Consider the following 13782-nt stretch of genomic DNA (forward strand, 5'->3'; position numbering starts at 1 on the left):
CCACAAGGGGAGGGGATTAAGGGGAGGGGGCGCCGACTTTTCCTGGAGCGGATGTCGCGAACTCCGTCTTGACTCCGAGTCGGGCTGTGCTAAAAATATCCGTTCTGTTTTCGGACGGTTGCAGGCGCGACTATTCCTTCGGTTACGGCTCGGCATCAAGGAGGCGTTGGCGGCATGGGAAAAACCCAAGGCAAAACCCTGAATTACAAGGATACTCTGAATCTTCCGAAGACCGCGTTTCCCATGAAGGCGAATCTCGCGAAGCGAGAACCGGAAATCCTCGCCGCATGGGAAGCAATGGGTCTCTACAGGGAGCTGCGAACGCGGAGCAAGGGCCGGCCGCGCTACATTCTTCATGACGGCCCGCCCTACGCCAACGGCCACATCCACCTGGGGACCGCTCTCAACAAGATTTTGAAGGACATGATCGTCAAGAACCGCCAGATGAGCGGTTTCGATGCCGTCTACGTTCCCGGCTGGGACTGTCACGGGCTTCCCATCGAACACCAGGTGGACAAGGAACTGGGCGAGCGGAAAAAGGACATGACCCAGGTGGAAATCCGCCGGCACTGCCGTCGCTACGCAGAAAGGTTCATCGACATCCAGCGCGAGGAGTTCAAGCGCCTGGGGGTTCTGGGGGAATGGGAAAACCCATACCTCACCATGTCCTACGATTACGAAGCCACCATCGCCCGGGAGCTGGGACGGTTTTTCGAACTCGGGAGTGTGGTGCGGAGCAAGAAGCCCATCTACTGGTGTGCTGACTGCCGCACGGCGCTGGCCGAAGCGGAAGTGGAATACCGTGATCACCTGTCGCCTTCCATCACGGTGAAGTTTCCCATGGAAGCGGAAAGCGCGGCGAAATTCCCGGAACTTTCCGGACGCGAGGTCTCCGTCCTGATCTGGACCACCACCCCGTGGACCCTCCCCGCGAACCTCGCCATCACGCTGCATCCTGACTTCACTTACGTGGCCGTGGAAGCGGGCGGGGAAATCTTCATCCTGGCGGAAGGACTCCTGGAAACGTGCATGAGCGCTTTCGGCATCAGCGATTTCAAGGTCCTTCGAACGTTCCGGGCCGGGGAACTCCAGGGCCTTCGCTGCCGTCATCCCTTTCTGGATCGGACGTCTCTCATCGTTCTGGGCGCCCATGTGACCCTGGAAGCCGGGACGGGCTGCGTGCACACGGCTCCGGGACATGGCCGGGAAGACTACGACATGGCCCTGGAATACGGTTTGGATGTGTATTCGCCCGTAGACGATGAAGGGCGCTTCCTCGATGAGGTCCCCTTCTTTGCCGGCATGCGCGTTTTCGAAGCCAACAAGGCCGTCAATGCCAAGCTGCGGGAAATGGGGCGGCTGGTCCATGAAACGGAAATCGAGCACAGCTATCCTCACTGCTGGCGGTGCAAGCAGCCGGTTATTTTCCGAGCCACCGAACAGTGGTTCATTTCCATGGAAAAGAACGATCTGCGGCAGAAGGCGCTTCAGGCCATCGACGAGGTGCAGTGGGTTCCAACCTGGGGCCGGGACCGCATTTACCAGATGATCGAGAACCGGCCGGACTGGTGTATTTCCCGTCAGCGCGCGTGGGGGGTCCCCATCACCGTCTTCACCTGTTCCCAGTGCGGAGGACTCCTGGCATCCCCCGAAATCTTCGCTCACGTGGTGAAGCTTTTCGAAGCCGAGGGGGCGGACTGTTGGTTCGATCGGCCGGCGGATCAACTGTTGCCGGAAGGGACGGTCTGCCCGCAGTGCGGCGGCCGAACCTTCGCCAAGGAAAACGACATCCTGGACGTCTGGTTCGATTCCGGGGTGTCTCACGCGGCCGTGCTTGAAAAGCGGCCGTATCTTCGGTGGCCCGCCGATCTCTACCTGGAAGGAAGTGACCAACACCGCGGCTGGTTTCATTCATCGCTCCTGGCGTCGGTTGGAACCCGCGGCCGTGCGCCTTACCGAGCGGTCCTGACCCATGGGTTCGTGGTGGACGGGCAGGGCTACAAGATGTCCAAGTCGCTGGGGAACGTGATCGTGCCCGACGAAATCATCCGAGACTACGGGGCTGAGATCTTGCGGCTCTGGGTTTCCGCGGAAGACTACCGGGACGATATCCGGATTTCCCCCGATATCCTGAAGCGGTTGAGCGAGGCCTACCGGCGCATCCGAAACACCTGGCGCTTTCTGCTCGGCAATCTCCACGACTTCGATCCATCGAAGGATTCCGTTCCCTACGGTGAGATGGAAGAACTGGATCGCTTCGCTCTGCATCAGCTCCAGGAACTGATCGAAAAGGTTCGGCGGGCTTACGACCGTTTCGAATTCCACCGCGTGACCCACGCCGTTCACAACTACTGCGTGGTGGATCTCAGCGCGTTCTACCTGGATGTTCTGAAAGACCGGTTGTACACGTCGGCTGCCAAAAGCGCCGAAAGACGTTCCGCTCAGACGGCTCTGCACGCCATCCTCACGGCGCTTCTTCGCCTGATGGCCCCCATCCTTTCCTTTACGGCGGAAGAGGCCTGGTGGCATCTTCCGGCAAAGGGCTCGGCGAGCGTGCATATGGAGGTTTTTCCGGACCCGGATCCGGCCCTGAAGGACGAGGCCCTGAACCGGAGATGGCAGAAGATTCTGGCGATGCGTAGCGATGTGAGCCGAGCCCTGGAAGCCGCGCGCCGCGAAAAGATCATCGGCCACCCCCTGGACGCCCGTGTCCGATTGCGGCTTCCCCCGGAACTCCAGGAGGAGTTTGCCGGCCAGGAAGAATTGCTCCGGACCGTTTTCATCGTTTCCGCCGTGGAGTGTACGGATGACGCGGCGCGGCTCTCCGAGCCGCCGGCCGGTGAAGCCGTTCCCGGACTTCTGGTGGGAGTCACCCCGGTGGACGCGCCGAAGTGTGAACGCTGCTGGGTCAGGTCACCAACGGTAGGGGATGCGGCCGAACACCCCACGGTGTGCGGGCGTTGTGTGCGGGTGCTGGAAGGGGACGGAGCCTGAAATGCTTCGAAAAGCGTCCGGCCCGAAGGAAACATTCCAGTCTCCCGCCGGGTTGCTGGTCGCCCTGGCGGGTGGAACCCTTCTTCTGGACCAGGTGACAAAATTTGTCATCGCCCGGTTTCTCCCGCTTTACACGCACCAGGAGGTCGTTCCGGGGTTCTTCAACCTGGTCCACGTGCGAAATACCGGGGCGGCTTTCAGTTTTCTCGCCGGTTCCCCGACGCTGGGGCGGCAGGTCTTCTTCATCGGAGTCGGAGTTGTGGCGGCGGGGGCCTTGCTGTACCTCTATCGGACGACGGGAGGGCGGGAAAAGGCGAAACGGGCCGCTTTGGCTCTCATCTTGGGGGGAGCGCTGGGAAATCTCGTCGACCGGCTCCGGTTGGGCGCCGTGGTGGATTTCCTGGACTTCCATATCGGTCCGTACCATTGGCCGGCTTTCAACGTGGCCGACAGCGCCATCACGGTAGGGGCCGGCATCCTCCTCATTTCCATTCTTCGATCACGATGACCGGGCGCTCGACGTTCGCCGCCTTTTCGATCATTGTTTGGCCGTTTCCTCTTTTTTCAACCAGACAGAAGCCGTCTTGTAGGACCAGTCCCGGGCGTCGCTATCCCAAAACCGCTCCTGGATCACCAAGCGGTCCGGGAGGATGTCCACCACCACGCCGTCGTTTTTGCCCATGAGCGTCCCCACCTGAACGATGTAGCCCTTCCCCGCCGCGTCTTCCACCAAGGCGCGCTTTCCCATCTCGCCCAGTAGAATCGCCCGTAGTCCTCTTTCGATCTCGTCGAGGCTCATTTTCTGAAGCGGCGTGAGGGGGCGTTGAGGCCCGGGCGGCAGGGTGCCTTCATCCATGGGTGCAAACTCGGGAGCGGTGGTTCCAGGCGTAATGAACGGAACGAACGGATTCAGCATGCCCCGCGGATGGTAGTGGAACGCATCGGAAAGCAACGCTTCAAGCTGCCGTTTCCTGAGGACCAGCATCTCCTCCGGGGACAGTTCCTCCGTCGCTTCGGAAGGTTCGGGCTCAAGCACCTCCGATGCTTGGGACGTGAGCGGCGCTTCCTGGGACGGTACTTCGGCCGGAGGCGTTTGCTGAGCGAAGGCGTCGCAAGGCGCGAAGGGCATGCCGGCCGAAAACACCAGGATCAGTGAAAGGGCCAGGATCATCGCCCGTCCTCCTGCGCATTTCAAGGCGCACGCTCCTTGACGCGTGGAGTCCGTCCTTTTCCCGCTTCCTTATACACGTTTTTCCCCTCGTTCCCAAGCTCCAGATTGGGAACCGCCTCATGGGAATCGAAGCTGGAGCTTCTGCACAGCTGTGTTCCCAAGCTGGAGCTTGGGAACAAGAAGAAAAAAACGGAATGCGGTGGTACGAACCTGCCGGAACCCCGCCCGCCTTCAAACGGAAGGCGTCTATGGCCTTTTATCGGCCGTTTTTTCGGATGTATTGAGTGTTCGTTGCCTTGTTTCCCCGGCGATCTTTGGCCCCTGTGCCGTGCCCGAGGCGCGAAACGGCCGGCGGAAAAATCCCCCTCTCCCCCCTCCCCTTAATCCCCTCCCACAAGGGGAGGGGAAATAGGATTGCCCTCGTTCGCAAGCTAGGGCTTGCGACCAAGGTCAAAAAATCCCCCTCTCCCCCCTCCCCTTAATCCCCTCCCACAAGGGGAGGGGAAATAGAACTCCCCTCGTTCCCAAGCTAGGGCTTGGGAACAAGGTCAAAAAATCCCCCTCTCCCTTGATGGGAGAGGGTTGGGGTGAGGGTGAGAAAATTAACGCTTGTCAATCAGTTACGTTCCCCTCCCCTTAATCCCCTCCCACAAGGGGAGGGGAAATAGAATTCCCGTCGTTCCCAAGCTCTGGCTTGGGAACAAGGGGGAACGGTGTTCCACGCCCGAAAGTCGGCGCCGCAGCAGGTTGTCCCGAAACTGACAAAAAACGTCACCTGCCTTCCCGGATTCGTCAGTCGGCCGGGGACGGTCTCTCGGTCCGGCGTAGCCAAGTGGTTGAAACGTCATGCCTATTTCTTTCGCCGTTTGGTGGCGCATGCATTGCTTAAGTGAAAATCCGGAACGGCCGATTGTGTAGGCGAAGGATCGACCCATTTTGAACCGGGAAAGGAGGGCTGTTCCAAAAAAGGCAGGGGCGAAACCGTGTGTGAGGAAGACATCCCGAAAGCAGGCAACTCAACGGAGGAATCACCATGTTCATCAAAATGAAGGAGAGTAAAGGCTTCACTCTGGTGGAACTCATGGTCGTGGTGGCCATCATCGGCATTTTGGCCGCCGTGGCCATTCCTGCCTACCAGCGCTACGTTGCCAGGGCCCGCTTCCAACAGCTAGTGATTCCGGGTGTGCGCGGCATCCTCACTGGTCTCACGACTTACTACAGCGTGAAGGGTGACTTACCGACCGGCGACACCACACTGGAGAATATTACCAGTGACGCCGACTCGAGGTGCTTTAATGTGACTTGGCCAGCCGACTGGGACTCTAACGGCTCCTTCACCGTTACTTTGGACCCTGACGGAGCGGGTACCTGCACACCTCTCGCCAAACTCAAGAAGTCAGGAAGCGACGCCGACACTCTCTCGTTTAACGTCGTCGCGGACACCCAGGGAGGCAAAGGTCTCATCTGGCATTACAGCGGTGACCTGGCCGAAGAAATGGGTTTGGAATAGCGCTGCATCGGCCAAGACCCTTGGCTCGTGAGACCACGGGGCGCCCGGATGGGTGCTCCCCGGTTCCATCCATGGCAGGCGGTTCACGACGGAGCCGGCGACGGAAATGAAAAAACACAATATCTATACCGCGTTTCTCTTTCTGCTCCTTCTCTTTTCGGCTTACAGCAACACCTTCAGCGCAACGCCCGCATTGGACGATTTTCACACTTTCGTGAGGAACCCTTCAGTCCATATCGATGATCTTTCGCCGGCCTCCATTCGAGAGGTCATGGACTCGCATTTTGGGCTGCCGCGATTCATCCCCATGCTGACTTTTGCCTTGGACTACCATTTCGGCGGCGGGAAACTGGTGTCCTTTCATGTCACCAACCTCCTGATCCATGCGCTTTGCGCCCTGGCGGTCTATTCTCTGATCAGCCAGCTGTTTCAGGTGGCGCTCTCGCGCGATTCGGATGCGCCGGGTCCCGGTGTGAGCCGCTTTCTGGCCTTGTGCGCCACGGGGATCTGGGCCTTGAACCCGGTGCAGACCAATGCGGTGACGTATCTGGTTCAGCGCATGGCGGCTCTTCAGGCGCTCTTTTTCATCTCGAGCGTCAGTTTCTATGTGGTCGGTCGGAGGCGGCGGATGGCCGCGGGAACGTCGAAAGGAGCGGGGTGGTGGTATGCGGCGTCGCTTCTTGCAGGGACGGCGGCTTTCCTTTCCAAGGAAAACTCGGCCATGCTTCCCTTTATGCTGGTATTTACCGAAATGTGGCTGTTTCGAGGCGAACTTGTCCTCAAGGCGTGGAACGGACTGAGAAGGCGGCCCGGATGGGTCCAGGCGGTTCTGGCGCTCTTGGTGCTTGCCGTCTGCATTGAGGCTGCGTCGGTGGCATTGGGAATGGCCCGCGGCTACGGCGGGCGTCATTTCACGCTGGAAGAGCGCCTGCTGACCCAGACGAGGGTCGTTCTCTGGTACGTGGGGCTGTTCTTCCTGCCCTTGCCGAGTCGGCTGTCCCTTGAGCACGATGTCGTCCTTTCCCGCTCCCTTCTGAACCCGCCGACCACGTTGCTCAGCCTTGCCGCCATCGTGCTGGCGCTTTTTCTTATCATCCGATTCCGCAAGAAGCACGTCCTCCTGACCTTCGGAGGCCTATGGTTCTTCGTGAACCTGGTGATCGAGTCGACCTTTGTCCCTCTGGAACTGGTTTTCGAACATCGACTGTATCTTCCGTCCGTCGGTTTGGTCGTGACGGCGGTGATCCTCCTTTACAGGTCGGTCCAGTGGATCTTCAAGAATGCGGGGCACCGGGAGCAGGTCAAGGTGGTCTGGGCGGCCTGTTCGTTGCTGTGCGCGCTCCTCTCTCTGATGACTTATGCGAGAAACGAGGCGTGGGCCACGCCCCTTTCGATCTATGGCGATGCCGTGGCCAAGGCTCCGGAGCATCCCAGGGCGCGGGCCAACCTGGCCATGTCCCTGGTGAGGTACGGGCATCATGACGTGGGAATCGAGCAGGCGGAAGCGGCCATCGCACTGATGCAGAAAGGCTTCGAGAAGTATTACGTGGCCGGGACGGCGATGCTCCTGGGTTATCTCAGCGAAGACCGGTATCAGGAAGGCATCGAGCGGGGCCGGTCACTGCTTCAGGAGGTGCCGCAGGGGTCCGATGCGGCCAGCCTCCCCAATTTCCTCCTTGCGCTGTCGGAGTGCCATCGGAAGCAGGGAGAACTTCGCGAAGCCTTCGATCTGACGATCAAGGCGCTGGAGACGATGAATCACCTGCCGGCCAGACTGTCGAAGAAATGGCTCGTAGCGTGGCAGCTGAAAAAGATCGTGGAAGAGGCGGCAGATGAGGGGATCGACCTGGATGGAGACGGGAGACCCGATCCGGGACAGCTGACCGCGGGGGCCTGGGTCGGCGCACTTCTCTTTTCGTTGAACGAAACCAAGGAAGCGGTCGAAGTCCTCCAGGCCGCTTCGGCGGAAAACCCGGATCAGCACGAGGTCCAGCGCCTGCTTCAACTGGCCGTGCTCACCGAGGAGAAAAATCGAATTCAGGCGGCCCGGTGGTCCTTTACCCGAAAGTACCTGAAAAATCCCTTTTCGCCTTTCAATGCGCTGATGGCGGGAGCCCTGTGGATTCAGAGAGAACCTTCGCTCCGGTGGTTCGAACCCTTGGGGATGCGACTGCTGGAGGGTGCTCTGGCTCTCGATGAAACGGCCGTGGACGCGCTCCTGTTGAAGGGGTGGTACGCCTACGAGCGAGGCGACGTCCATGAGGCGGTGGATGCAGCGAAGCGGGCCATCGAAAGGGATCCTCAGTACGCCAAGGCCTGGCTCGGACTGGGATTCTTCGCTTCCGGGGCCGGTTCCTTTGAAACGGCCAAGGCCGCCTTTGAACAGACATTGGAACTCTACCCGGGATATCCCAAGCGAGCGGCCGTCGAGGGCATGATCCAGGGCCTGGTGGCTCGAATGAGGGAGGACGCCGAGCAGACGGTTTCGTTCGAGCGGCTTCCCCAGGGATGACTTCTTTCGCCCGGGCGCGAAAGAAATTGGTAGCGTTCTAAAGTGGAGACCTTAAGCAAAAGGATAACGAGGGTGAAAAAATCCCCCTCTCCCTTGATGGGAGAGGGTTGGGGTGAGGGTGATAAAATCAATGTATGTCAATCAGTTACATTCCCCTCCCCTTAATCCCCTCCCACAAGGGGAGGGGAAATAGAATTTCACCTTGTTCCCAAGCTCCAGCTTGGGAACACAAGTGTGGAGAAGCTCCAGCTTCGATTCCCATGAAGCCGTTCTTAAGCCGGAATCGGGAAGGTTTGCACCTGATTATTGAAATGTTAGGACGGTGCGTGCATGGGCGGAGGGACCCTTCGGCGGTATCGGCGGGTATCCAAGGGCGAGGGCAACCAGATGGGGGCACCATGGTGACAGCCTCACAGGGAAGATCTTTCGGAGCGGGGGACAAAACGAGCGGACGAGCCGGTTTCACGCTGGTTGAACTCATGGTCGTTGTCGCGATCATGGGAATCCTGGCTGCCGTTGCGGTTCCACACTACTTCAACTACGTGAACCAGTCCCATCAGAGCGAGCCGGTGTGGCGGCTCATGAATGCCAAGATGGATCAGGAAATCTTTTGGGAAGAAAACAATCGATATGCCGGAACCATCGGTTGTCTCGCATCGTTCGGGAACGACTGCGGCATCACGGCCTACAGCACTCAAAACGGCTACGAGATCACGATAACCTCCGCGGGGACGACTTCGTATACGATCGAGGCTAAAAAGAAGGTCTACGATTACGCTCCGACGGATATCATTCGGCTCGAGGTGACCGCCGAGACGCCCGATGCGTTGCCGGATGTCGTCAATCCCGAGGCCATTGAATTTTCGGTGTTCAAATGGATTCTCGAGTGAGGTCCATGGCATTCAGGGGATGGAATATCGCCGTCGTCGTTTTTGCGGCCGTGGCCGGGTTTCTGCTGTTTGGATGTTCCGCTGACCCCCGGGAAGACGCGGGCGTTCAGTCCCGCGGGAAGCATTCCGATACCCCTCGATCCGAGGAAGGTGTCCGGACGGCGGAATCGGCAAGCGTTCCGGCGAGGCGGGCCGAAGGATCCGGGTTGCAGGAACGGGTTCGGATCGAGGCCATAGCCTTTGAGCCTTCGGTGCCGGTTACAGGCGACCGGCTGCGGGCGACCGTTGAGCTCGACAATCCGGATGGCGCCGATGTCCGGCTCATCCATCGCTGGAAGGTCAACGGCGAGACGGTTTCCGAGGCTGAGAGCGACACCCTGGAGCACCCGCTGAGGTTCGGCGATTTTGTGGAACTGGAGGTGGTTCCGGTGACCGCGGCCGGCGAAGGCCGGCGACTCAGTGAATCCATCTCCGTCGCCAATGCGCCGCCGTTCATGAAACTGACAGGGCAGGAAGTGGATGGAGCGTCCACGTACACGGCGGGGCTCGAGGTGGAAGATCCTGAAGGCGACGCAGTGGTTCTGGAGTTGCGGGAAGGACCGGAAGGCATGCGGCTGGATCCGTCAATGGGGCGGCTGATCTGGCCGATTCCTGAAAACGTGGAAGGGTCGTTTGATGTGGCCGTTTCCGGCCAGGACACCCATGGAGGGGAGTCTCTTCTGAGGTTTCAGGTGAAGGTCTCGAGAATGCCGAATCCGGCGGGGCGGAACCCATGACCCGGAGACGATCCAAAGCCCAGGACGGCATGACCCTGGTGGAACTGATGGTGGTGGTGGCACTCGTCGCCACTCTCTTGGCGTTGAGTGCCTGGGGACTGGGCGGTCCCATCGGCGAAGAACGCCTGCGTTCGACGGCGCGTTTACTCGTTTCACACCTGGAAGAAGCGAAGATGCTGGCCCGGGAAAAAGGGATCGACCACACCGTTGTCTTCAATCCCAACAACCGAGAGTACCGGGTTTTTCGCGACAGCAATGAGGATGGGAACCTGGACGGCGGGGAAACGGTTGTCCGAACGGTTCAGCTGCCGGAAGATGTGACCATTTCAAGTAATAAGCCCTTCCTGCGGTTTAATTCCCGGGGCAGGGCTGAAGTCACATTGGCGACCATCACCGTCAAGTCCACTAAATCGGATTCTGAAATGACGGTCTCGGTTAATCTCCTCGGGCGAGTAGAATTGAAATGACCCACCGGCCTTCGGAAGGTTTTACGCTCATCGAGGTCATGGTGTCGCTCATGATCCTGGGGGTGAGTCTTTTGAGCCTCTGGGGCTTTCACTGGACTTCCCAGCCTATCAATATGAAGAACAGCAGGGAAACCACGGCGCTCTTCCTGGCTGAAGACAGGCTCGAGAATTTTCGGGCTGCAGCCGAAGGCGGCATTGCTCTTCCCGCAGGAACCACCACGGAGAGCCTGCCGTTTGGAAACATAAATTTTGTCAGAACATCCACCGTGACCCAAGAGTATCCCTCCAACATTGAGATCAAGGTGGAATGGCAGGAGAAGTGCGCTATGCAAGGCTCGGTTGTGCTCCGGACCTTTATTGTATTGCCCAGTGACCTTGCGGGGGAAGGGGCGTGAAACGATCTTCGGTTGAACCCATGCGCCGATCCATGGGCATGACGTTGGTTGAGCTCATGGTTTCTTTGTGTATCCTCGCCATTGTCATGGTGGCGGTCGTGGGTATCTTCGGTGCACAATATCGAAACATGGGGCGGGATCACGGTATCAAGGAAGCAACCCGGGAAGGCCAGATCATTTTTGAATTTCTCAGGCTGGATCTCATGGAGGCCGGATGGTCGGTGGCGCCGGAGATGTCCTTTTACTTTGAAGATGGCGGAACGGGGCGCAGTGACAAGATTTACATCAATGATACGGCGCTCATCGATATTGACGAGGACGAGCACATGGATCAGCTGATTTCGGAAGACTGTCCCGGCTGCAGCCGCATTGAGGCGGGTTCGGGAACGAGTTCGGTCACCGTGAACGAGCTGGATGTCAATGGGGACGGTAAAAATGATTTTCGGGGTGCCGCCTATCAATTTGTGATTTCGGACGACGGTCTTTCCAAGGTAGCCAAAATTAACACGGTTTCCGGTAACCAGCTCAACCTGGAAGTTGAGCTCGGCGGCACCTGGCTGGCTCCCGCCGTCTACTATTGCGTCGACGACGGCAACGCGGACTGCCACCCTGATTCTTCTACGGACCCCCTCTGGGTGTTGCGGCGAAGCGATCGAAGTTCCGGGGGGCGTCAAGTGGTTGCGGAAAACGTGGTGGACCTGCAGGTCGCCTACCGGGATGCCGACGGAGAATACTGGTACGGTGAGGCGGGATGTGATGGAAGCGGCACGGGTCCTGGAAAATGCGAGATGAGCCCCTTCGATCCTCGAAGTATCGATCTCGTGCGCCTCACGCTGGTGGTGCGGAGCAGGCATCAGAGTCGCGATCTTCTGGGGGATCCCCGGTATTGCCGCCCGGCGGTGGAAAACCGCGAGGCGGGCGTCGGTCCGGACGAATGCGGCCGCATCTACCAGGTGTTTTCCATGATGATCCATCCCCGGAACAACTGAGAAGAACGCCTTAGGATTTGGAGTGAACCGTGCGTCGGTCCATGTCTGAAATGGTCGGGAACCAGGACGGGCTCGCCATGGTCCTGGCGATGTCGCTTGTCGCCCTGCTTTCCGTTCTGGGCATCTGGATGATTGTGGAAAGCGGAAACACCTACCGGATGACTCAATCGGTCGAGCGCAACGCGGTCACGTTCAACCTCGCGGAGGGAGCATTGGAACTGAGCTGGCAATACCTTCTAGAGAAATCCAACGAAGACCTTCTCAGGAACGTGAAGGACGTCCGGCAACAGCAAGAAGTGACGCCGACCGGTATCGCGTATATGGCTTCCGACCAAGAGGTGGTCCCAGGGCATCCGGAATCAGGGATGGTGACCCCGGTGCTGATTTTCGAGGATTCAAGGGTCCTTCCGGGTTGGGACATCAGCAAGTTTCGAGGCTACTACTACCGGGCCGAAGGGAAAGGCGTCAAACCTTTGCCCGGAAGCCGCGGCGACGCCAAGACGGAGGTACTCAGAGTCGTCCAAAAGATAGGCCAGGTCCGCCCGCGTTGAATCAGGGCTTCCACCTTGTTCCCAAGCTCCAGCTTGGGAACACAGTTGTGCAGAAGCTCCAGCTTCGATTCCCATGAGGCCGTTCCCAAGCCAGAGCTTGGGAACGAGTGGAATTCTATTTCCCCTCCCCTTGTGGGAGGGGATTAAGGGGAGGGGAATGTAACTGATTGACATACGTTAATTTTCTCACCCTCACCCCAACCCTCTCCCATCAAGGGAGAGGGGGATTTTTTGACCTTGTTGCCAAGCTGTACCTTCCACCTTGTTCCCAAGCTCCAGCTTGGGAACGAGGGGAAACGGAGCTGATGCGCTTGCTGCTTCAAGGCCATCTGGTTCTACCTCAGAGGGTCACCCTGGATGTCGTTCTAAAAGATCCGCACCTTACTCCTTGAGCCGCTGCAACAGTCTTTCTTTCGACATCACGCCCAGGTGGTAAGTGCCGTCGGGAAATATGTAAGCCGGTGTACCCGCAATGCCTTTGCTTGAAAGGAAACCGACGGTTTCTTCGATGAGCCTGCGGCCTTCGTCGCACTGGTTGTCCGACTGGTATCCCGAACGAAATTCGTGCATGCCCTTCTTGTCGCAAATCACTGAAATGCACAGTTCCTTGGCGCCCTTGTGGGAGGCGAGGGGAAAGAAGAGAATCTTGGCCGACAGGTCCCCGTTTTGCGCCATATCTTCCAGGATCTTTTCGGCTCGAGCGCAATAAGGACACTGAGGATCCGTGGCCAGGTAGACCACCGGTTCCTGGTCTCCCAGGCGCAAAGCCGCCAGATCTTCCAGCTTCTTCATTTCTTCGGCGGTAAATCGGTTGCCGGCTTCCGTGGCTCGGCGCGTCAAGTTGACGCCGCGCTCAACGTCGATGATTTCACCCAGAAAGAAAAAGGCACCGTCTTTGTCCACGTAAAAGATACGCTGCTGCCCCTTGAAGAGCACCTGCACTTCGCACCAGCCGGATACGGGAGCCGGCTGCACGCTTCTGATTTCGGCCTCTTTTGGGAAGACTCTGGAGGCGAGGCTTCTCACATGCTCCAGATCCGGGCAATCCCCGGAAGTCCCTTCCGTCTGCGGCGGAGCAGCGGCGGCCGCCGCGAAAAACAAGAGGACCAAGAGGCACAGACATCGCCGGAAACGTAAGGTACCTGATCTCATTGCAGCTTCCCCTTCCTTCTCTTGGTGGAGCGCCCTTGCCCGCGACCCGTAGAACCGGCAATCCCGCGTTGACCTTGATCGCCGGCAAGTAGGGGCGCAGCGCCGCTGCGCCCCTACAGGGGATCGGCCCGGTTCCACCTTCTCCCCCCTCCCCTTAATCCCCTCCCACAAGGGGAGGGGAAATCGAATTCCACCTTGTTCCCAAGCTCCAGCTTGGGAACACAACTGTGCAGAAGCTCCAGCTTCGATTCCCATGAGGCGGTTCCCACGCCAGAGCTTTTGGGAACGAGGGGAAAGTCAAAAAATCACCCCCTCCCCTTAATCCCCTCCCACAAGGGGAGGGGAAATCGAATTCCACCTTGTTCCCAAGCCCGC

12 protein-coding genes are annotated in these 13782 nt (G+C 58.9%); 10 read left to right on the top strand and 2 right to left on the bottom strand.

The window, feature by feature from the left end; translation table 11 throughout:
* The first annotated feature begins 198 nt into the window (after positions 1-198).
* Together ileS and lspA are read left to right on the top strand one after the other, a co-directional pair.
* On the top strand, positions 199-2994 hold the full coding sequence (ileS, locus tag FDQ92_RS11005) for an isoleucine--tRNA ligase (RefSeq protein WP_137425806.1): 2796 nt from the start codon (positions 199-201) through the stop codon (positions 2992-2994).
* Between the two features lies 1 nt (position 2995).
* Positions 2996-3502, top strand: a complete 507-nt coding sequence (gene lspA, locus FDQ92_RS11010; protein WP_137424935.1) for a signal peptidase II — start codon at positions 2996-2998, stop codon at positions 3500-3502.
* A 30-nt stretch (positions 3503-3532) separates the two neighbouring features.
* On the opposite strand, the gene FDQ92_RS11015 is transcribed toward lspA, so the two are convergent.
* Positions 3533-4189 (bottom strand): pilus assembly protein PilP, encoded by a 657-nt coding sequence (locus FDQ92_RS11015; RefSeq protein WP_137424936.1) that lies wholly within the window; start codon positions 4187-4189, stop codon positions 3533-3535.
* Between the two features lie 1021 nt (positions 4190-5210).
* Between FDQ92_RS11015 and FDQ92_RS15980 the strand changes: the two genes are divergently transcribed.
* The 8 genes from FDQ92_RS15980 (at position 5211) to FDQ92_RS11055 (ending at position 12255) form a co-directional block, all read left to right on the top strand.
* Complete coding sequence (locus tag FDQ92_RS15980; protein ID WP_137425807.1) at positions 5211-5675, top strand: pilin; 465 nt, start codon at positions 5211-5213, stop codon at positions 5673-5675.
* A gap of 106 nt (positions 5676-5781) precedes the next feature.
* The gene (locus tag FDQ92_RS11025; RefSeq protein WP_137424937.1) at positions 5782-8187 is read left to right on the top strand and encodes a tetratricopeptide repeat protein; all 2406 of its coding nucleotides are present in this window, start codon (positions 5782-5784) and stop codon (positions 8185-8187) included.
* A gap of 398 nt (positions 8188-8585) precedes the next feature.
* Entirely contained in the window at positions 8586-9077 is a 492-nt protein-coding gene (locus tag FDQ92_RS15985) for a type IV pilin protein (RefSeq protein ID WP_170180308.1), read from the top strand.
* A 5-nt stretch (positions 9078-9082) separates the two neighbouring features.
* Positions 9083-9853: a DUF3303 domain-containing protein gene (locus tag FDQ92_RS11035; protein ID WP_137424939.1), complete on the top strand. Its 771-nt coding sequence runs from the start codon at positions 9083-9085 to the stop codon at positions 9851-9853.
* Positions 9850-10320, top strand: coding sequence for a GspH/FimT family pseudopilin (locus FDQ92_RS11040; RefSeq protein ID WP_137425808.1), 471 nt, complete (start codon positions 9850-9852; stop codon positions 10318-10320). Before FDQ92_RS11035 ends, FDQ92_RS11040 begins: the two co-directional genes overlap by 4 nt.
* Positions 10317-10715, top strand: coding sequence for a type IV pilus modification PilV family protein (locus FDQ92_RS11045; protein ID WP_137424940.1), 399 nt, complete (start codon positions 10317-10319; stop codon positions 10713-10715). The genes FDQ92_RS11040 and FDQ92_RS11045 overlap by 4 nt, the downstream gene beginning before the upstream one ends.
* Positions 10712-11704: a type II secretion system GspH family protein gene (locus FDQ92_RS11050; RefSeq protein ID WP_137424941.1), complete on the top strand. Its 993-nt coding sequence runs from the start codon at positions 10712-10714 to the stop codon at positions 11702-11704. Before FDQ92_RS11045 ends, FDQ92_RS11050 begins: the two co-directional genes overlap by 4 nt.
* Before the next feature lie 41 nt (positions 11705-11745).
* On the top strand, positions 11746-12255 hold the full coding sequence (locus tag FDQ92_RS11055; RefSeq protein ID WP_137424942.1) for a hypothetical protein: 510 nt from the start codon (positions 11746-11748) through the stop codon (positions 12253-12255).
* Positions 12256-12636: 381 nt separating this feature from the next.
* Here the strand turns inward: FDQ92_RS11055 and FDQ92_RS11060 are convergent, their stop codons facing one another.
* Complete coding sequence (locus FDQ92_RS11060; protein WP_170180309.1) at positions 12637-13407, bottom strand: DsbC family protein; 771 nt, start codon at positions 13405-13407, stop codon at positions 12637-12639.
* Positions 13408-13782 lie beyond the last annotated feature (375 nt).

This window comes from Desulfoglaeba alkanexedens ALDC (assembly GCF_005377625.1).
GTDB lineage: Bacteria > Desulfobacterota > Syntrophobacteria > Syntrophobacterales > DSM-9756 > Desulfoglaeba > Desulfoglaeba alkanexedens.

What these genes read in the sequence shown, in the direction of transcription:
- lspA (WP_137424935.1), top strand. Translation starts at nt 2,996, where the DNA reads ATGCTTCGAAAAGCGTCCGGCCCGAAGGAAACATTCCAGTCTCCCGCC.
- FDQ92_RS15980 (WP_137425807.1), top strand. Translation starts at nt 5,211, where the DNA reads ATGAAGGAGAGTAAAGGCTTCACTCTGGTGGAACTCATGGTCGTGGTG.
- FDQ92_RS11025 (WP_137424937.1), top strand. Translation starts at nt 5,782, where the DNA reads ATGAAAAAACACAATATCTATACCGCGTTTCTCTTTCTGCTCCTTCTC.
- FDQ92_RS15985 (WP_170180308.1), top strand. Translation starts at nt 8,586, where the DNA reads ATGGTGACAGCCTCACAGGGAAGATCTTTCGGAGCGGGGGACAAAACG.
- FDQ92_RS11035 (WP_137424939.1), top strand. Translation starts at nt 9,083, where the DNA reads ATGGCATTCAGGGGATGGAATATCGCCGTCGTCGTTTTTGCGGCCGTG.
- FDQ92_RS11040 (WP_137425808.1), top strand. Translation starts at nt 9,850, where the DNA reads ATGACCCGGAGACGATCCAAAGCCCAGGACGGCATGACCCTGGTGGAA.
- FDQ92_RS11045 (WP_137424940.1), top strand. Translation starts at nt 10,317, where the DNA reads ATGACCCACCGGCCTTCGGAAGGTTTTACGCTCATCGAGGTCATGGTG.
- FDQ92_RS11055 (WP_137424942.1), top strand. Translation starts at nt 11,746, where the DNA reads ATGTCTGAAATGGTCGGGAACCAGGACGGGCTCGCCATGGTCCTGGCG.
- FDQ92_RS11060 (WP_170180309.1), bottom strand. Translation starts at nt 13,407, where the DNA reads ATGAGATCAGGTACCTTACGTTTCCGGCGATGTCTGTGCCTCTTGGTC.